Annotated in this window: 16 protein-coding genes; 12 read left to right on the forward strand and 4 right to left on the reverse strand. The window is 72.6% G+C overall.

Annotation, left to right across the window (positions count from 1 at the left end; translation table 11 throughout):
* Positions 1–30: 30 nt before the first annotated feature.
* The 3 genes from ACZ7GZ_RS07555 (at position 31) to ACZ7GZ_RS07565 (ending at position 2,756) form a co-directional block, all read left to right on the forward strand.
* Entirely contained in the window at positions 31–660 is a 630-nt protein-coding gene (locus ACZ7GZ_RS07555) for an alpha-ketoglutarate-dependent dioxygenase AlkB (RefSeq protein WP_471021804.1), read from the forward strand.
* 78 nt (positions 661–738) lie between these two features.
* Positions 739–1,485, forward strand: coding sequence for an MBL fold metallo-hydrolase (locus ACZ7GZ_RS07560; RefSeq protein WP_471021806.1), 747 nt, complete (start codon positions 739–741; stop codon positions 1,483–1,485).
* Between the two features lie 50 nt (positions 1,486–1,535).
* Complete coding sequence (locus tag ACZ7GZ_RS07565) at positions 1,536–2,756, forward strand: DUF4032 domain-containing protein (protein WP_471021807.1); 1,221 nt, start codon at positions 1,536–1,538, stop codon at positions 2,754–2,756.
* Position 2,757: 1 nt separating this feature from the next.
* On the opposite strand, the gene ACZ7GZ_RS07570 is transcribed toward ACZ7GZ_RS07565, so the two are convergent.
* Entirely contained in the window at positions 2,758–3,624 is an 867-nt protein-coding gene (locus tag ACZ7GZ_RS07570; protein ID WP_471021808.1) for a universal stress protein, read from the reverse strand.
* Between the two features lie 257 nt (positions 3,625–3,881).
* On the opposite strand from ACZ7GZ_RS07570, the gene ACZ7GZ_RS07575 reads away from it, so the two are divergent.
* Genes ACZ7GZ_RS07575 through ACZ7GZ_RS07585 form a run of 3 tightly spaced genes read left to right on the forward strand, consistent with a single transcriptional unit; the run spans position 3,882 to position 7,382 of the window.
* Complete coding sequence (locus ACZ7GZ_RS07575) at positions 3,882–5,558, forward strand: NAD(P)/FAD-dependent oxidoreductase (RefSeq protein WP_471021811.1); 1,677 nt, start codon at positions 3,882–3,884, stop codon at positions 5,556–5,558.
* A 13-nt stretch (positions 5,559–5,571) separates the two neighbouring features.
* Positions 5,572–7,032, forward strand: a complete 1,461-nt coding sequence (locus ACZ7GZ_RS07580) for an ATP-binding protein (RefSeq protein ID WP_471021812.1) — start codon at positions 5,572–5,574, stop codon at positions 7,030–7,032.
* Entirely contained in the window at positions 7,029–7,382 is a 354-nt protein-coding gene (locus ACZ7GZ_RS07585; RefSeq protein WP_471021813.1) for a UBP-type zinc finger domain-containing protein, read from the forward strand. Before ACZ7GZ_RS07580 ends, ACZ7GZ_RS07585 begins: the two co-directional genes overlap by 4 nt.
* 153 nt (positions 7,383–7,535) lie before the next feature.
* On the opposite strand, the gene ACZ7GZ_RS07590 is transcribed toward ACZ7GZ_RS07585, so the two are convergent.
* The 3 genes from ACZ7GZ_RS07590 to ACZ7GZ_RS07600 form a co-directional block, all read right to left on the reverse strand.
* On the reverse strand, positions 7,536–8,753 hold the full coding sequence (locus ACZ7GZ_RS07590) for an SGNH/GDSL hydrolase family protein (RefSeq protein WP_471021815.1): 1,218 nt from the start codon (positions 8,751–8,753) through the stop codon (positions 7,536–7,538).
* Entirely contained in the window at positions 8,750–9,103 is a 354-nt protein-coding gene (locus tag ACZ7GZ_RS07595; protein WP_471021817.1) for a hypothetical protein, read from the reverse strand. The genes ACZ7GZ_RS07590 and ACZ7GZ_RS07595 overlap by 4 nt, the downstream gene beginning before the upstream one ends.
* A 126-nt stretch (positions 9,104–9,229) precedes the next feature.
* Positions 9,230–11,008, reverse strand: coding sequence for a M4 family metallopeptidase (locus ACZ7GZ_RS07600; RefSeq protein WP_471021819.1), 1,779 nt, complete (start codon positions 11,006–11,008; stop codon positions 9,230–9,232).
* Between the two features lie 319 nt (positions 11,009–11,327).
* Here ACZ7GZ_RS07600 and ACZ7GZ_RS07605 point away from each other — a divergent pair, with 319 nt between their 5' ends.
* From ACZ7GZ_RS07605 to ACZ7GZ_RS07630, 6 genes are all read left to right on the forward strand, one after another.
* The gene (locus tag ACZ7GZ_RS07605) at positions 11,328–12,491 is read left to right on the forward strand and encodes a serine hydrolase domain-containing protein (RefSeq protein WP_471021820.1); all 1,164 of its coding nucleotides are present in this window, start codon (positions 11,328–11,330) and stop codon (positions 12,489–12,491) included.
* Between the two features lie 155 nt (positions 12,492–12,646).
* On the forward strand, positions 12,647–13,945 hold the full coding sequence (locus ACZ7GZ_RS07610; protein ID WP_471022221.1) for a CAP domain-containing protein: 1,299 nt from the start codon (positions 12,647–12,649) through the stop codon (positions 13,943–13,945).
* A gap of 56 nt (positions 13,946–14,001) precedes the next feature.
* Positions 14,002–14,679, forward strand: a complete 678-nt coding sequence (locus tag ACZ7GZ_RS07615) for an AIM24 family protein (RefSeq protein ID WP_471021822.1) — start codon at positions 14,002–14,004, stop codon at positions 14,677–14,679.
* Between the two features lie 155 nt (positions 14,680–14,834).
* Positions 14,835–15,875: a tetratricopeptide repeat protein gene (locus ACZ7GZ_RS07620; protein WP_471021824.1), complete on the forward strand. Its 1,041-nt coding sequence runs from the start codon at positions 14,835–14,837 to the stop codon at positions 15,873–15,875.
* Positions 15,872–16,891 (forward strand): polyprenyl synthetase family protein, encoded by a 1,020-nt coding sequence (locus ACZ7GZ_RS07625; protein ID WP_471021825.1) that lies wholly within the window; start codon positions 15,872–15,874, stop codon positions 16,889–16,891. The genes ACZ7GZ_RS07620 and ACZ7GZ_RS07625 overlap by 4 nt, the downstream gene beginning before the upstream one ends.
* Before the next feature lie 103 nt (positions 16,892–16,994).
* Positions 16,995–17,963 carry a threonine/serine dehydratase gene (locus tag ACZ7GZ_RS07630; protein ID WP_471021826.1) on the forward strand — a complete coding sequence of 323 codons (969 nt, stop codon included), beginning with the start codon at positions 16,995–16,997 and terminating at the stop codon, positions 17,961–17,963.
* Positions 17,964–18,087 lie beyond the last annotated feature (124 nt).

The following is an 18,087-nucleotide window of genomic DNA, read 5'->3' on the forward strand; positions in this document are numbered from 1 at the left end:
ACGTTTTCGATTAAGGAGTACTCTGGGCTCATGTCCACGCACCTCCAGGGCTCCCTGTTCGACCAGACCGACGAGCTGCGGCTCGGCACCCTCGACGGGCTGCGCCGGACCGAGCTGGGCGCCGGCGCCTGGATCGACGTGCTGGCGGGCTGGCTGAGCGGCGCCGACGCCCTGTTCGAGAAGCTGGCGGCGGACGTGCCGTGGCGCGCGGAACACCGGAAGATGTACGACAACGTGGTGGCCGTACCGCGCCTGCTGGCCTTCTACGGGGCGCGCGACCCGCTGCCCCACCCCGTGCTCACCGAGGCGCGCGACGCCCTGTCCCGGCACTACGCCGAGGAACTGGGCGAGCCGTTCACGACCGCCGGGCTGTGCTTCTACCGCGACGGCAGGGACAGCGTGGCCTGGCACGGGGACCGGATCGGGCGGGGTGCCCGCGAGGACACGATGGTGGCGATCCTGTCCGTCGGCACACCCCGGGACCTGCTGCTGCGCCCGGCGGGCGGCGGTGGTACGACGCTGCGGCGGCCGCTGGGCCACGGCGACCTGATCGTGATGGGCGGTTCCTGCCAGCGGACCTGGGAACACTGCGTACCGAAGACGACCAGGGCCGCAGGGCCACGGATCAGCATCCAGTTCCGGCCGCACGGCGTGCACTGACGCATCCCGCCGGTGCGGGGCACCGCCACATCTGGTTGGCTGTCCCCGACGATCGGCCGCACAGGGCTCGGGGAGATCATGCGGGCAGAGGTACACCAAGTCGCCGACGGCACCTATCTGGTGCACGGCAACAACGTCAACTGGGTCATCCTCAAGGACGGCGACGCCGTCACACTGGTGGACACCGGGTACCCGGGAGACCGCCAGGGGGTGCTGGAGTCCCTTGCGGAGGTGGGCAGTTCACCGGAGGCGGTCGCCGCCGTGCTGATCACCCACGCCCACAACGACCACCTGGGCTCGGCCGAGTACCTGCGCGCCACCCACGGCATACCCGTCTATCTGCACCCGGCCGAAGTGCCGCACGCGCGCCGGGACTTCCTGCAGCAGGCCACCATCGGTGACGTGGTGCGCAACGCCTGGCGGCCGGGTGTCCTGCCCTGGGCGGTGCACGTGATCCGCGCGGGCGGCACCGACCACAACCCCGTCACCGCGCCCGAGCCGTTCCCGGCCGAGGGCCCGCTGGACCTGCCCGGCCGCCCCGTCCCCGTGCACACCCCCGGCCACACCGACGGCCACTGCGTCTACCACCTGCCGGAGGCGGGGATCGTGATCTCCGGGGACGCACTGGTCAGCGGGCACGCGACCTCCCGGGTCAAGGGCCCGCAGATCCTGCACGACTTCTTCCACCACGAGCGTCCCGAGGTCGTGGCCTCCCTGGAACTGATCGGCGCGCTCGACGGCGACACCCTGCTGCCGGGGCACGGGCCGGTGCACCGGGGCTCGGTGCGCGCTGCGGCCGAGCTGGCCCGGGAGCGGGCCTCCTAGAACACACCGGGACTCCTGGAACACCCGGGCCGGGCCTTAGGGTTCGTGTCATGGCCTTGCAGATCAACGCCACGAACCCGGAGCACCCCGCGCTGCTGCTCGCCCTGCCCTGGGACGTGCCCCTGGAGGAGTGGCCCGAGGAGTACCTCGTGCCGCTGCCGAGGGGCATCTCCCGGCACGTGGTGCGGTACGCGCACGCCGGGGACGAGGTCGTCGCCGTCAAGGAGCTGGCCGAGCGGCCCGCGCTGCGCGAGTACCAGCTGCTGCGCGACCTCGACCGGCTCGGCATCCCCGCCGTCGACCCCCTCGCGGTGGTCACCGGCCGCACCGACCGCTCGGGCGGCCCGCTGGAGCCGGTCCTGATCACCCGGCATCTGCGCGGCTCGATGCCGTACCGCTCGATGTTCGAGACGACCATGCGCCCGGCGACCATGCACCGCCTGATGGACGCCCTCGCCGTACTGCTGGTCCGCCTCCACCTGGCCGGGTTCGCCTGGGGGGACTGCTCGCTGTCCAACACCCTCTTCCGGCGGGACGCGGGCGCCTACGCCGCCTATCTGGTCGACGCCGAGACCGGCGACCTGCACCCCCGGCTGAGCCCCGGGCAGCGGGAGTACGACCTCGATCTGGCCCGGGTGAACATCAGCGGCGAGCTGCTCGACCTGGAGGCGTCCGGGGCGCTGCACCCGTCCGTCGACCCGGTGGAGTTCGGGCACGAGATCTGCACCCGGTACCAGGGCCTGTGGCAGGAGCTGACCCGCACCTCGGTGTACCCGGCGGGCGAGTACCACTACATCGAACGCCGGATCCGCCGCCTGAACGACCTCGGCTTCGACGTGGCCGAGATGCAGATCGAGCACTCCCCGAACGGCGACACGGTCACCTTCGTGCCGAAGGTCGTCGACGCCGGCCACCACCAGCGCCAGCTGCTGCGGCTGACCGGCCTGGACGCCGAGGAGAACCAGGCGCGGCGGCTGCTGAACGACCTGGAGAGCTGGATGGCCACCCAGGACGACTACGCGCCCGGCGACCCCCTCGCCGCCCGCCCCGAGGTGCTCGCCCACCGCTGGGTGCGGGACGTGTTCCGGCCCACCGTGCGGGCCGTGCCACCTCAGCTGCGCGGTTCCATGGACCCCGCCGAGATCTACCACGAACTCCTCGAACACCGCTGGTACCTGTCCGAGCACGCCCAGCACGACATAGGCCTCGACACCGCCGTCGAGGACTACATCGAGAACGTCCTGCCCAAGGCGCGGGCCGCCCTGGAGTAGCTCAGCCGTGCGGGACGACAGCCACCGGGCAGTCGGCGTGGTGCAGCATCCCGTGCGCGACCGAGCCGATCCTGGCGCCCACGGCCGTCCGGTGCGACCGGCGCCCGACGACCATCAGCTGGGCCCGGCCGGCCACCGACAGCAGCACCTGGCCGGCACTGCCCATCTCCACCTGCTCGGCCACGGGGACGTCGGGGAACCGCTGCCGCCACGGCCGCAGGGCCTCGGCCAGAGCCTCCTTCTCGTAGGGCTCCAGACCGCCCGCGTCGTCGAGGAGCTTGAGCGAGCCGGGGCTGTAGGCGAAGACCGGGGGCAGCGTCCACGCCCGTACGGCCCGTACGGTCGCGCCGCGGGCGGCCGCCGTCTCGAAGGCGAAGCGCAGGGTGGCCGCGCTGTCCTCGGCGTCGCCGTGCTGGCCGACGACGACGTCCCGCCCGGCGGCCTCGGCCGTCGGCTGGTCCCCGGCGCGCACCAGGACCACCGGACGGGTCGCCTCCGCGATCACCTGCTGGCCGACCGAGCCCAGCAGGAACCCGAGCACCGGCCCGTGCCCGCGCGAGCCCAGCACCAGCATCTCGGCCTCCGCCCCCGCGCCGGCCAGCGCGTGCGCGGGCTCGCCCTCGACGACGTCCACGCTGACCCGGAGGCCCGGGTGCCGCTCGGAGACGGCGCGCACGGCCTCCGTCACGCCCTCCGAGACCCATCCGTGCTGGGTGTCCCGGTCGGCGGTGGCGAGCGCCTCGGCGTAGCGCCAGGCGTGCACCACGCGCAGCGGCAGCCCCCGCCGTACGGCCTCCCGGCCGGCCCAGTCCAGCGCGGCCAGGCTCTCCTCCGTACCGTCCACCCCTGCCGTGATCGGGCGTGTCATGCGTGGGCCTCCTCGTCCTCGCCGCTCCCTCGTGGTGCTGCTGCCCACTATCGGGCACGGTCGCGCACGGGCACGATGATCTCTCCGACGAGCCGTCGGCCGGCCGCACGCATGTCCGGAGCGGACCGCTGGGGCTGATCGCGGTGCCTGCCGTATCCCGGGGCGGACCGGTGCGATCGAACATACGATGGCTGGGAACCGGTGCGGTGGTCTCCACGCCACCGGCCCGTGGAACCAACGCTCGGGGTGGGAGACGTATGGCACAGGCCGCCGACACAGCGCGGACCGTCATCCTGACCGTGGACGACGACCCGGGAGTCTCCCGCGCCGTCGCCCGCGATCTGCGGCGGCGCTACGGCGAGTCGTACCGGATCGTGCGCGCGGAGTCCGGTCGGTCCGCACTCGAGGCGCTGCGGGAGCTGAAGCTGCGCGGTGACCTGGTGGCGGTGATCCTGGCCGACTACCGCATGCCGCAGATGAACGGCATCGAGTTCCTGGAGCAGGCGCTCGACGTCTACCCGGGGGCGCGGCGGGTGTTGCTGACCGCGTACGCCGACACCGACGCGGCGATCGACGCCATCAACGTGGTCGACCTGGACCACTATCTGCTCAAGCCCTGGGACCCGCCGGAGGAGAAGCTCTACCCGGTCCTGGACGACCTGCTTCAGGCCTGGCGCACCAGCGCCTACCGGCCCGTACCCAGCACCAAGGTCGTCGGGCACCGCTGGTCGGCGCGGTCCTCGGACGTGCGCGAGTTCCTGGCCCGCAACCAGGTGCCCTACCGCTGGTACTCGGTGGAGGAGCCCGAGGGGCAGCGGCTGCTGGCGGCCGCCCGGCAGGACGGGCAGCGGCTGCCGCTGGTGATCACGCCGGACGGCACCGCGCTGGTCGAGCCCGAGGCGCCCGAACTGGCTGCGCGCGTCGGCCTCGCGACGACCCCGACGGCCGACTTCTACGACCTCATCGTGATCGGCGGCGGACCGGCCGGGCTCGGCGCGGCCGTCTACGGGGCGTCCGAGGGGCTGCGGACGGTGCTGGTGGAGCGGTCGGCGACCGGCGGGCAGGCCGGCCAGAGCTCCCGGATCGAGAACTACCTGGGCTTCCCGGACGGGGTCTCCGGTGCCCAGCTCACCGACCGGGCGCGGCGGCAGGCGGCCAAGTTCGGCGCCGAGATACTCACCGCCCGTGAGGTGACGGCGCTGGAGGTGAACGGCGCCGCCCGGGTCGTACGGTTCGCGGACGGCTCGGCGATCGCCGCGCACAGCGTGATCCTCGCGACCGGCGTGCAGTACCGGCAGCTGGAGGCCGCCGGCTGCACCGACCTGACCGGCTGCGGGGTGTTCTACGGCTCCGCGCTGACCGAGGCGGCGTCCTGCCAGGGACAGGACGTCTACATCGTCGGCGGCGCCAACTCGGCGGGCCAGGCGGCGATGTACCTGTCCCGGGGCGCGAAGTCGGTGACGCTGCTGGTGCGCGGCCCCGACCTGTCGGCCTCGATGTCGCACTACCTGATCCAGCAGATCAACGAGGCGCCGAACATCTCGGTGCGCCCGCACACGGTCGTGGACGCGGCGCACGGCTCGGACCACCTGGAGCAGCTGACACTGCGTCATACGGTGACCGGGGAGAGCGAACGGGTCGACGCGCAGTGGGTGTTCGTGTTCATCGGTGCCGCGCCGCTGACCGACTGGCTCGGGGACGCGGTGCTGCGCGACGAGCGCGGGTTCATCCTGGCCGGGCCCGATCTGACCGCCGACGGGCGGGCGCCGGCCGGCTGGGAGCTGGACCGGGCGCCGTACCACCTGGAGACCAGCGTCCCCGGGGTGTTCGTTGCGGGCGACGCGCGCGCCGAGTCCGCCAAGCGTGTCGCGTCCGCCGTGGGAGAGGGAGCCATGGCCGTGATGCTCGTCCACCGGTATCTGGAGCAGTCATGAGCGGGGAGACGTCATGAGCGGTCGGGTCATGCCGTGCAGTCCCCGGGAGATCAGCTCGCTCTTCCTCTTCGAGAAGCTGAGCCCCGAACAGCTGGGGCGGTTGTGCGGCGAAGGGCGGGTGGAGCTGTTCGAGCCGGGCCCGGTGTACACGGAGGGCGACGCCGCCACCTGCTTCTTCGTGATGATCGAGGGTACCGTCGTGCTGTCCCGCCGGGTCGCCGGCGACGACGTGGAGGTCACCCGCACCTCGCAGCGCGGCGTGTACGCGGGCGCGATGCAGGCCTACCTCGGCGACCGGGTGCGGCAGGTCTACAACAACTCGATGCGGGTGACGGAGCCGACGCGGTTCTTCGTGCTGCCGGCGGACATCTTCGCGGACGTCATGACCGAGTGGTTCCCCATGGCCACGCACCTGCTCGAGGGCCTGTTCTTCGGGTCGAAGAACACCCAGGCGGCGATCGGGCAGCGGGAGCGGCTGCTGGCGCTCGGCTCGCTGTCGGCGGGGCTCACGCACGAGCTGAACAACCCCGCGGCAGCAGCGGTCCGGGCCACCGCCACCCTGCGCGAGCGGGTCGCGAAGATGCGGCACAAACTCGCGGTGATCGCTGAAGGGCCCTTCTCCCGTGACGCGTTGGCGAGCCTGATCGAGATCCAGGAGCGCACCGCGGAGCGGGTGGCGAAGGCGCCCGTGCTCAGCCCGCTGGAGGCCAGCGACCGGGAGGACACGCTCACCGACTGGCTGGAGGACCACGGGATCGACTACGGCTGGCAGCTGGCACCCACCTTCGTGCAGGCCGGGCTCGACGTCGACTGGCTGGAGCAGGTCGCGGCGGCGGTGGACGAGGAGATCCTGCCGGGCGCGGTGGGCTGGCTCAACTACACCATCGAGACCGAGCTGTTGATGACCGAGATCGAGGACTCCACCACCCGTATCTCGCATCTCGTCGACGCGGCCAAGCAGTACTCGCAGCTGGACCGGGCGCCCTACCGCGTGGTGGACGTGCACGAACTCCTCGACAGCACCCTGCTGATGCTGTCGGGCAAGAGGGGTCCCGGCATCAAGGTCGTCAAGGAGTACGACCGCACCGTTCCGCCGGTGCCCGCGTACCCGGCGGAACTGAACCAGGTGTGGACGAACCTGATCGACAACGCGGTGTCCGCCATCAACAGCGCCGGCGGCACGGGCACGTTGACCGTGCGGACCGGGCTCGACCACGAGCGGCTGCTGGTGGAGTTCCGGGACACCGGGCCCGGTGTCCCGCCCGAGGTCAGGGACCGGATCTTCGATCCGTTCTTCACCACGAAACCGGTCGGCGAGGGCACCGGGCTCGGCCTGGACATCTCCTGGCGGATCGTCGTCAACAAGCACCACGGCACCCTGCGCGTGGAGTCGGTGCCCGGCGACACCCGCTTCCAGGTGCTGCTGCCGCTGACCGCCGAGACGCCGGCGGAGGAAGTGGAGGAAACCGCATGAGCACTGTCGACGGAGTCGACCCGGACGTCCCGCCGAGCGGTCCGGGATGCGTGGAGTGCGAGGAGGCCGGGGGCTGGTGGTTCCATCTGCGGCGGTGCGCGCAGTGCGGGCACATCGGCTGCTGCGACGACTCCCCCGCGAAGCATGCCACCGCGCACTACCACGCCACCGGGCACCCGGTGATCCGGAGTTTCGAGCCGGGTGAGGAGTGGTTCTGGAACTACGCGAAGGACGAGTTGTACGCCGCGGGGCCTGAACTGGCGCCGCCCGTGAGTCATCCCGCCGAACAGCCGGTGCCGGGCCCTGCCGGGCGGGTGCCGGTGAACTGGGCGGAGACGTTGCGGGATTGAGTGCCTCCTGGACAGGGGGTTCGTCGGCGTCGGCGGCTGCGGGTGGTCGGGGGCTGGTCACGCGGGCCGGACGCCGCCGGCCGTACGCGGCGGTGGCGCTCGCCTACCGGGGCGGGCTGATCGCGCCGGAGCCGACCGGGTCCGCAGGCCGAGTCAGCGGGTGCAGTCGAGACTGCCGAGGTCGACGGTGTCGGCCAGCGCGCGCATGCCCCTGTCGTTGGGGTGGAGGTGGTCGCCGCCGTCGAGGAACGGCAGCAGCCGGGCGGGGTCGTAGGGGCTGCGCAGGGTCCGGTCGAAGTCGGTGACCGCGTCGAAGTCCCCGCCGGTGCGGATGTAGCGGTTCACCTCCCTGCGTACGGCATCGGCGGCGGGGTCCCATTCGGGCCAGCCCTCGAACGGGCCGACCGTGGCGGCGGCCACGCACTTCCCCGCCGCGTGCACCCGCTGGGCGATCTGCCGGTACCCGGCGATCAGGTCCTGCGCCGTGACGCCGGTGTGCGCCTTGATGTCGTTGACCCCCTCGAAGAGGAGGACGGTACGGACGCCGGGCAGGGAGAGCACGTCCCGGTCCAGCCGGTTCAGGGCGCTCTGCCCGGCGCCGTCCGCGAGCACCTTGTTACCCGAGATGCCCTCGTCGGCGACGCCCTGGACGGGGGCGTGGGCGGTGTTCAGGCGCCGCGCGAGGTAGTCGGGCCAGCGGTGGTCCGCGTCGCTGGTGGACGCCCAGCCGTCCGTGATGGAGTCGCCGAGCGCGACGACGGCTCCGGTGGCCGCGCGGGACGGCCGTACGGACACGGCGTCGAGGTACCACCAGGAGCCGGTGGTCTGCCCCCAGGCGCGGGCGCTCTCCTCGGCGGTGTGGTCACCCGGGCCGGTGTACGAGGTCTGCATGGCCATCCAGTGGCCGGTCGCCGGGCCGGTCGCGTCCGGGGCGTGCAGGCTGACGGCCAGGTCGCTGCCGGCCGGCCAGCTGCCGGGCAGCGGGTCGCTCCAGGCGACGGCGCCCGCGGGCACGGTGACCGTGCGGGCGCCGCCGAAGGTGAGCCGCCGGTTGCTGCCGGGGCGCAGTGCGGCGCCCTGACCGCGCAGGCCGGCATAAGCGCTGTCCAGGGTCAGCGGCCGGTCGCCGAAGGCGTTGGTGACGCGGACGCGCAGACCGGTGCCGCCGACGCTGGTGTGCACGATCAGCCGGTAGCCCCGATCGGTGGTGCCCTCGCCCATGCGGTCGGCGCTCGCCGCCCAGGTGACGATCCCGGAGGCCCGTTCGGCGGACGGCGGCGGGGTGGCCGCCCGGGCGGGCCCGGACTGGCAGGAGACGGCCGTGAGCAGCGCGGCGACGACGCGGCAGACGCGTCCGAGCCGGCCGGTCACGGGGCGAGGTCCCGGGGTGTGACGGCCCCGCCGGGTCGCGTGCGGACCGTTCGGGACGTGCCTGCGTATCCCACGGAGGTCATGGTCCCGCCGACGCCGCGCACGCGCACCTCGGTGGGTTTCCGGTCCCGCCGGTGCAGGTCCACGACGAACCCGCCGCGGGCGGTGAGCAGGGCGGCGGCGCCGGTCATGATGTCGTCCGGGGACATCCACTCCTCCAGCCGGCCGGTCTTCGGACTCACCACGTGCAGGTACAGCCGTTCGCGCGGGCCGCCGGCGATCGCGGCGTACTCGGCGTCCCCGCCGAGTTCCCCGGCCGCCGTGCGGTGGCTGCCGAACAGCGCCCGCACCGGTTCCCGAGCATAGGTGATGCTCGCAGGCCCCTTCAGAAGCGGGTAGGTCTTCTCCTGACGGGTGCGAGCCCTGACATGCGGATGCCCCGCGCGGGGCGGGGCATCCGGTGGTGCGGCTGTCCGTCAGTGGCGGGACGGGGTGTTGGCGGCGGTGACGTTGACCGCGGCCCACGCCTTGTCCACCGTCTTGTACTCGGTGCTGCTGGCCCCGTACAGGTCCTTGGCCGCCTTCAGCGTCGCGATGCGCGCGTCGTGGAAGTCGGTCGTGGAGACCATGTAACGGGTGAGCGCCCGGTAGAAGATGGCGGTGGCCTTGGTGCGGCCGATGCCCTTGACCGTGGCGTGGTGGTAGGTCGGCGAGTCGTAGTTGACGCCGTTGATCGTCTTCTTGCCGCTGCCCTCGGCGAGGAGGTAGTAGGCGTGCGAGGAGACACCGGAGCCGGCGTGCACCTCGGCGTCGTACACGTTCGGCGCCCAGTAGTCGATCGTGCCCTCGAGCTTGTCCAGCGACGGGTGGTCGAGGCGGCGCAGGAACTTCTGCGCGAGGCCCAGCTTCTCGCCGATCAGGTAGTCCGGGGTGTCCTTGGCGTTCTTGGCGTAGAACTCGACGTTGGAGCCGAAGATGTCCGCGAGCGACTCGTTCAGCGCGCCGGGCTCACCGAACTGGTTGCCGTCGGGGTCGACGTAGGTCGGCTCCAGCTTGGCGGTGGCGTCCACCACGCCGTGGGTCAGCTCGTGACCGGTGACGTCGAGGACGACGAGCGGCTTCTTGAACATCTGGCCGTCGCCGTCACCGTAGAGCATGCAGTTGCAGGTCGGGTCCCAGAAGGCGTTCGCGACCTTCTTGCCCCAGTGGACCATGCCCTGGGCGGCCTTGCTGTTGTTGGCTATGCCCTTGCGCCCGAAGGTGGACTTGTAGAAGTCCAGCGTCTTGGTGATGCCGTACTGGGCGTCCGCGGCGGCGCTGGCACGGTTGGCGGTCGTGCCGTTGCCCCACACGTTGGTCGTGCTGGTGAACTTCGCGCCCGAGCCGAACTTCTCGGTGGTCGAGCCCTTGGCGTCACGCGTCTCGGTGCCGTACCGGCTCGGGTCCTTGAGCTGGTAGTGGCCGCGCGAGGTCTGCGTGGTGGTCAGGCCGACGCTGCCCACGAAGAGGGTCTTGCCGGTGCCCTTGGCGGCCGACGGGTAGCTCGCCGTGGCGCCGGAGCCGAGCAGGCCGGCCGCCGGGGAGGCGGAGCCGATGCCGGTGGCCGGGTCGGCGGTCTCACCGTGCTTGCGCAGGCTCTCGAGCAGCTTCGGCGACAGGAACTCGTCACTGTCGGGCGTGTTGCTGCGCACCTTGCCGGTGACGGCGTCGACGACGACGGTGTTGGAGCCGTCCTGGCCGGTCACGGTCACCTGGTAGGCCAGGGCGGAAGCGCCGTCGCGGGCGTCGACGACGAGCTGGGCGGTGCCCGCGTCGCCCTTCGCGGTCTGGGCGGCCTTGGCGGCGGCCTGGTCCGCGGTCAGCTTGGCCTGCGTGGTGGCCGGCTTGACGGTGTGTCCGGCCGCGCGGGTCACGCCGGCGTAGGCCAGCTCGTCGTCGAGGTGGACGATGAGGTCACCGCCGAGCACGGGCATACCGTCGTGCGTGCGGACGAACCGGACGTGCCGGGCGCCCTCGGGGTCGAGCATCACGTCCTGGGCGTGCAGGTCGTCGCCCTGGGAGACGCCGGTCGCCGAAGCGTGGGCGAAGGCCGCGGTGCGCGCCGCCTCCACCACCGCCGTGGCGTTCGTGACGGCGGAGGCGGTGGACCGCTCCGCACCCGTGGAGGGACCCGCGAAGGCCGTACCGGCCAGGCCTGTGGCAGCGGTGGTCACCGCGATGGCGACGGCGACGCTGCGTATGTGCGGTCTACGCACTGATCAGGGTTCCTTCGTTCGAAGGCAGCCGGGATCACCAACCGCCTTGGCGCGCGACGCGGTTGGGCGTCACGGGGGCTGGTCGGGCCCCGAGGCGCAACCCTTACGGACCAGTCATGTGCACGTAAAGGCGGAATGATCGATTTCGCGACCTTCTAGGGCAATCCTTTACAAATGCACGCCACAGAGTGATCAGTAGCTGACCAACTGTGTGTCGGCTGTGGAGACGTCGTCCCCATCCCCTAGGTTCCAGGGCCGGAATGTGACCGACGTCGCATCAAGCGCCGTAGGGATGCGTATCGCTGAAGGTGGGTGCCGGATGATCTCAGCAACGGTGGGGCGGGGCGTGCTCCTCGGGGCGGTCGCGCTGTCGCTCCTGGCGGTCCCGGCGCGGGCCGCTACCGCAGAGGCGGACACGCCGGCGGCAGCGGCGCTCCCGGCTCCCGACACCGCCGGACTCGCCGCGGCACTGCGGTTGGCGGTGGACCGGGGCGCGCCGGGCGCGCTGGCCCGGATCGACGACCCGGGCCGGACGTACGAGGCGGCGCGCGGAGTCGCCGACCGGAGCAGCCGGCGGGCCCTCACCGCCGACGACCGCTTCCGCGTCGGCAGCGTCACCAAGACGTTCTCGGCCGTCGTCCTGCTGCAGCTCGCCGACGAGGACCGGCTGGCGCTCGACGCGCCGGTCAACCGTTACCTGCCGGGACTGCTGCCGGACGACCGGATCACGGTCCGTGACGTGCTGAGCCACCGCAGCGGCCTCTACGACTACACCAACGACCTGTTCGCCGACAGCGTGTCCGGCTTCGAGGCGGTGCGGAACAAGGTCTTCACCTATCGCCAGCTGGTCGGCCTCTCCCTGAAGAAGCCGCTCACCAACGAGCCCGGCGCCGCGTACTCCTACTCCAACACCAACTTCGTCGTGGCGGGCATGCTCATCGAGAAACTCGCCGGGCACCCCGTGCGGACCGAGTACGAGGACCGCATCTTCAAGCCGCTGAAGCTGCGGGACACGTTCTATGTCCATCCCTCGACCGCCATTCCGGGCCGGTACGCGCGTGGATACCTCACCCCGGACCAGGGCGGTGGGCCGTTGGTCGACGCCACCGACCAGACGGTGTCGTGGGCGCAGAGCGCCGGGGCGATCATCTCCAGCGCGCGGGATCTCGATGTCTTCTACGGTGCGCTGCTCGGCGGCAGGCTGCTGTCCGCCGCGCGGCTCGGCGAGATGGAGCGGTTCACGCCGGTCGACGGTACGACGGCGTACGGGCTGGGGTTGCGGCGGCGTGACCTGTCGTGCGGGGTGTCGGTGTACGGGCACACGGGGGTGGTGCAGGGGTACTACACGTATGCCTTCGCCACGCAGGACGGTTCGCGGAGGGTTACGGCTGTCGCCAACACCTCCAACAACGGGAAGGTGTCGGATGCGTTGGCGGGGGCCTTGGAGGCGGGGTTCTGCGGGGAGGGGGCGGCCAAGGGGTAGGGGGTCGTCCACCGTTGCGGGTCCGGGAGCGTGTGGGCTTGTCGCGCGGTTCCTCATGCCCGTGAGGAGGTGGAACCTTCCGACAGGGGCCGGGCGTTGTCCATTGCGTGACGAGCGAGCTGGTGCCCGGGGGCAATCTGGCGCTGCCCGGTGGGATGGTGCGGCTGCGGGTGGCCGGAGACTTCGACGTGTCCGCTCTCGTCACGGGGGCGGACGGAAAAGTCGGGTCCGACGCGGACTTCGTGTTCTACAACCAGGCTCAGGCGCCCGGTGTCCGGCTGAGTGGCGACACCCTGGCCGTCGATCCGGGCCGGCTGCGCGGAGGTGCGTGCCGGGTCACGGTGGTGGTGAGCGCGGCCGAGCCCGGTACGCCGCTCGGGAGGCTGCCCGCCCCCCGGCTCGAGGTCACGGACGGTGCCGGGCGTACGGTGGCCCGGTTCGCGCCGCCGCGCCCCGGTCCGGAGACCGTGCTGCTGCTCGCCGAGTTGTATGTGCGGCCGGGCACCGGATGGAAGCTGCGGGCGATCGGGCAGGGGTACGCGGACGGGCTGGCGGGACTCGCGCGGGACTTCGGGGTGCAGGTCACGGACGACGGCGGGCCGACGGCGTCCGCCGCACCGGATGCGCGCAGCCACACCACCCGGCCGGCCATGACCGCCACCCGCGCACCGCGGCTCGCAAAAGGCGCCGCGGACGACTTCCTGCGCCTGGTCAACTCGGCCCGTGCGCAGGCCCGTTCCCCGGCCGTCGCCCTCGATCCGCGCCTCCTCTCCGCCGCGCGGTCGCACGCCCGGGCCATGGCGGACGCCGGGCGGCTCGGCGGCGAGGGGCGGGACGGTGTCTCGGTGCACCAGCGGATCACCGCCGCCGGATACGTGTACGTCACCGTGGGCGAGCACCTCGTCTCCGGCCCGCGCACCCCGGCCGGGTTCGTGGACTACTGCCTGCAGTCGGCACGTTCCCGGCACACCCTGCTCGACCCGGCCTTCCGGCACGCCGCCCTGGCCCACGCCGACGGCGGCGACCGGTACTGGACCGCGCTGTGGGCCGCTCCCCTCACCCCGGTCGCACTGTCGGGCACAGCCGCCGAGGTCGTCGCGCTCACCAACGCCGAACGCGGCCGGGCCGGACTGCCCCCGCTGGCGGCGGACCCGCTGCTCACGGCCGCCGCCCAGGCGCACTGCGCGGACATGGTGGCCCGCGACTTCTACGACCACACCTGCCCCGACGGCTCCCAGCCCTGGGACCGGGCCCGCGCCGCCGGGTCCCGCAGGCGCACGATCGGCGAGAACATCGCCTGCGGCCAGCGCTCCCCCGCCGAGGTCGTGGACGGCTGGATGAACAGCCCCGGTCACCGCGCCAACATCCTCAAGCGGGAGTTCGGCCACCTGGGCGTCGGCTTCGCGGGCGGCGGCCGGGCCGGCACCTACTGGGCCCAGCTGTTCGGTGGCTGACCGGGCACGTTCCGTGATCTTGGCGGAATGGCACCCTCCGGGACACCATGCCCCGCATGAAGGGTGATCTCTTTTCCAGTGAGCACATGGTGCAGCCGGCCGTGGAGCCGGGCATGTCCGTCGAGAACGCGAAGTGCATCAAGTACGCGGTGCACGGCGAGATGTACGCCCGCCAGGGCGCGATGGTCGCCTATCGCGGGGAACTGAAGTTCGAACGGAAGGGGCAGGGCGTCGGCGGCATGCTGAAGCGCGCGGTCACCGGCGAGGGGCTGCCCCTCATGGCCGTGCGCGGGCAGGGCGAGGCCTGGTTCGCACACGAGGCGCAGAACTGTTTTCTCGTCGAGGTCGAGGCCGGCGACCGGTTCACGGTCAACGGCCGTAACGTGCTGTGTTTCGACGCCTCGCTGACGTACGAGATCAAGACGGTCAAGGGGTCGGGCATAGCCGGCGGCGGTCTGTTCAACAGCGTGTTCAGCGGACAGGGCCGGCTCGGCCTGGTCTGCGAGGGCAATCCGCTGGTGATCCCGGTCTCCGCGCAGTCCCCGGTGTACGTCGACACGGACGCGGTGGTGGGCTGGACGGCGCATCTGCAGACCTCGCTGCACCGCTCCCAGTCCATCGGGTCCATGCTGCGCGGCGGTTCCGGCGAGGCCGTGCAGCTGATGCTCCAGGGCGAGGGCTTCGTCGTGGTGCGCCCGAGCGAACTGACCCCGCAGAAGGCCCAGCAACACTGAAACTTCACATGGTGATCCGTGTCGCACGGGCAACCCCGTTCGCCGAGCCTGCGTCTTGATCGGCAACAGACCGACACGCCCCGGTCCTTCGGCCGGGGCGAATTTCCGACGTGCTATACACGCGATGTATACGCTGCGTGTATAGAAAGGTACGCATGTACGGCAAGGCTTTCGCCCCGGAGTACCAGGGCACCCTGACCACCCTGTCCGTGAACTCCTCGCTGGTCGATGTGCTGGCTGAGGGCACCGAGAAGCTGCGCGAGGCCGAGCGGTCCGGGCGCCCGGCCGAGGCGGCCCGCTGCGGGCTCGCCGTCGCCGAGGCGCACCGGCGACTCGGTCATGTGGGGGACGCCGACCGGGCCTGGAAGGCCAGTTACCGCGCCGCCCGGGAGGCAGGCGACACCGCGGCGATGGCGTGGGCGCTGTGGAGCGGCGGCACCCTCGCCCGGCAGCGCGGGGCCTTCCCGCTCGCCTGGCGGCTGCTCGGACTCGCGGCCGAACTCGGGGAGCGGGGCGGTGACATCGTCTGCCGGGGGTACTCGCTGGCCGGTCTCGCGGAGACCGGGCGCATCCAGGGCGACTACGACGCGGTCGGCCGGCTGCACGAGCAGCTGCTGGCCGAGGCCCGCAGGCGCGGTGAGGCCCGGCACACGGTGTGGGCACTGGAGGGCATCGCGCAGATGCACCGCAACTCCGGCGACCACGACCGGGCGTACGCGCTGTTCGAGGAGGCGGCGGAGATAGCCGAGCGGGCGGAGGACCGGCGCGGGCACGCCTGGGCGCTGCGCGGACTCGCCGACATCCTCTCGGTGCGCGACAAGGACACCGAACGGGCGCTGGAGCTGCTGTCCCGTGCGGAGGCCGGCTGCCGGGCGATGAACCTCTCCAGCGCGCTCGCCTACAACCACAAGATGCGCGGCAACGTCCTGTACCGGGCGGAACGTTACGCCGAGGCGCGGGACCTGTACGAGCTGGCGCTGGAGGAGTTCCGGGCGATGAGCGAGCCGCGCGGTGCGGCACTGGCCCGGCTGGGTCTGGCCAAGTCGCTGGCACAGCTGGGCCGCGACCGCGCCGAGACGGCTGCCGAACTCGCCGACCTGGCCCGGACGTTGGAGCGGAGCGGGCTCAAGCACGCCCGGGAGATGGTGGCCCGGGCCCAGGAGGAGTTCGGCCTCGACGCGGAGGCCGCCCGGTGACCGCCGTACAGGCTCCGCCCGCCGCTGCCGACGTCCTCGCCCGCTGCCGGGACCTGGTGCAGCCGCCGCTGCGGGAGGCGGTGGGGCGGCTGCATCCCTGGGTGGCCGAGATGGCCGCATACTCCTTCGGCTGGTGCGAGGTCGGCGGGGCGCCCGCCGCCGCGCCGGGCGGCAAGGGCGTGCGGCAGGCGCTGGCGGTGCTCGGCGCCGAGGCGGCGGGCGCCGACGGGCGGGCCGGTATCCCGGCCGCGGTCGCCGTGGAGCTGGTGCACGCCTTCTCGCTGCTGCACGACGACATCATGGACGGCGACGCGACCCGGCGGCGCCGCCCCGCCGTGTGGAAGGCGTACGGCACCGGCCCCGCGGTGCTCGCCGGGGACGCCCTGTTCGCGCTGGCGGTGGAGACCCTCGCCGCCGCGCCGCAGGGCGCAGGCGCCGTACGGCTGCTCTCCGGAGCGCTCGCCGACCTGGTGCGCGGACAGGCGGACGACCTGCTGTTCGCCGCCCGGCCCTGCACCGGCCCGGAGCGGGTGACGCCCGAGGAGTACCGGGCCATGGCGGAGGGCAAGACCGGTGCGCTGCTGGGCTGCGCCGCCGCGCTGGGCGCGGCGCTCGGCGGGGCGCCCGAGGCCACGGTGGCCGCGCTGGACCGGGCCGGACGGCACCTCGGCGTCGCCTTCCAACTGGTCGACGACGTGCTCGGCATCTGGGGCGACCCGGCCGTCACGGGCAAGCCCGTGGGCGGCGATCTGCGGGAGCGCAAGAAGACCTATCCGGTGCTGGCCGCGCTCGGCTCCCCGGCGGCCCACAGGCTTGCCGAGCTGCTCGACGCCCCGGGGCGGGCCGAGGAGGCCGCCGCGCTGATCGAGGCGGCGGGCGGCCGTACGGCGGCGCTGGCCGGGGCCCGTGCGCACACGGACGCGGCCCGGGCGCTGCTGACGGGCGTACCGCTGGCGGCCGAGGCCACCGGTGACCTGTTCCGGCTGCTGGACTTCCTGGCGGACCGCGAGCTGTGAGCCCCGGTGATGACCTGGGGAGACCGTGTTGACCTCGCCGGTCGCCGCGGGTCAGGGTGCGGAGGGCGCGGTCCCCACCCCCGCGCCGGAAGGGTGAAGCACCTTGATCGGCATCACGGAGATCGAAGCCGCGGCGGAGCGGATCGCCGGGCATGTCGTGCGGACGCCGACCGTACCGAGCCCGGGCCTGACCGCGCTGCTCGGCGTCCCGGTCACCGCCAAGCTCGAACTGCTCCAGCGCACCGGTTCGTTCAAGGCACGCGGGGCGGCGGCGAAGCTGCTGTCGCTGAGCGAGGCCGAGCGGGCTGCGGGCGTGGTCGCGGTCAGCGGCGGCAACCACGGGATCGCCCTCGCGGCGATGGCCGCGGCCCTGGGGGTGAAGGCGACCGTGGTGATGCCCCGTACCGCGCCGGCGCGTTCCATCGGGATCGTGCAGCAGGAAGGGGCGTCGGTGCGGCTGACCGACGGCATGGACAGCGCCTTCGAGCTGGTGGCGCGGCTGCGGGACGAGGGGCTGACCCTGGTCCACCCGTTCGACGACCCGGTGGTGATCGCCGGGCAGGGCACGGTCGGGCTGGAGCTGGCCGAAGACGTCGAGGACGCCGACGCGCCCACGGACGTCGTCGTCAGCATCGGCGGCGGCGGGCTGATCGCCGGGGTCGCGGCCGCGCTCGCCGCCACCCGCCCCGGCGTGCGGGTGTGGGGCGTGGAGACCGAGGGCGCCGAGGCCATGTCCGCGGCGCTGAAGGCGGGCGGGCCGGTGCCGGTGCCCCTGTCGTCCCTGGTCACGCCGCTCAGCCCGCCCGCCGTGTCACAGCTGACGTACGACCGTGTGTCCGCGCTGGTCGAGCAGGTGCTGGTGGTCTCCGACCGGGACGCCGTGCAGGGCTCCCTGGACCTCGCCGACCACGCCAAGGTGTGGGCCGAGCCGGCCGCTGGCTGTCTGCTGCCGGCGGCCCGCGAGGTGGTGGCACGGGTCGGCGACGGCGCCCGGATCGGACTCGTGGTGTGCGGCGGCAACACGACACCGCGCGAACTCACCGGCTGGGCCGAGAGCTTCGCACTGCTCTGAGACCGGCCGCACCCGGCAATTTACCCTCGGTTACCCGCAGGTCGAACGACCGTCGGGTGCGGCCATCCCAACCCGCGAGCCGCTTCGAAGAGTTGAATAAAAGGCAGGAAGGCGGCCCGATCCA

Source organism: Streptomyces sp. NPDC037288, assembly GCF_055603265.1.

Excerpts from the sequence above, each read along its gene's own strand:
- ACZ7GZ_RS07555 (WP_471021804.1), top strand. The coding sequence starts at position 31 with ATGTCCACGCACCTCCAGGGCTCCCTGTTCGACCAGACCGACGAGCTG.
- ACZ7GZ_RS07560 (WP_471021806.1), top strand. The coding sequence starts at position 739 with ATGCGGGCAGAGGTACACCAAGTCGCCGACGGCACCTATCTGGTGCAC.
- ACZ7GZ_RS07565 (WP_471021807.1), top strand. The coding sequence starts at position 1,536 with ATGGCCTTGCAGATCAACGCCACGAACCCGGAGCACCCCGCGCTGCTG.
- ACZ7GZ_RS07570 (WP_471021808.1), bottom strand. The coding sequence starts at position 3,624 with ATGACACGCCCGATCACGGCAGGGGTGGACGGTACGGAGGAGAGCCTG.
- ACZ7GZ_RS07575 (WP_471021811.1), top strand. The coding sequence starts at position 3,882 with ATGGCACAGGCCGCCGACACAGCGCGGACCGTCATCCTGACCGTGGAC.
- ACZ7GZ_RS07580 (WP_471021812.1), top strand. The coding sequence starts at position 5,572 with ATGAGCGGTCGGGTCATGCCGTGCAGTCCCCGGGAGATCAGCTCGCTC.
- ACZ7GZ_RS07585 (WP_471021813.1), top strand. The coding sequence starts at position 7,029 with ATGAGCACTGTCGACGGAGTCGACCCGGACGTCCCGCCGAGCGGTCCG.
- ACZ7GZ_RS07605 (WP_471021820.1), top strand. The coding sequence starts at position 11,328 with ATGATCTCAGCAACGGTGGGGCGGGGCGTGCTCCTCGGGGCGGTCGCG.
- ACZ7GZ_RS07610 (WP_471022221.1), top strand. The coding sequence starts at position 12,647 with ATGGTGCGGCTGCGGGTGGCCGGAGACTTCGACGTGTCCGCTCTCGTC.
- ACZ7GZ_RS07615 (WP_471021822.1), top strand. The coding sequence starts at position 14,002 with ATGAAGGGTGATCTCTTTTCCAGTGAGCACATGGTGCAGCCGGCCGTG.
- ACZ7GZ_RS07620 (WP_471021824.1), top strand. The coding sequence starts at position 14,835 with ATGTACGGCAAGGCTTTCGCCCCGGAGTACCAGGGCACCCTGACCACC.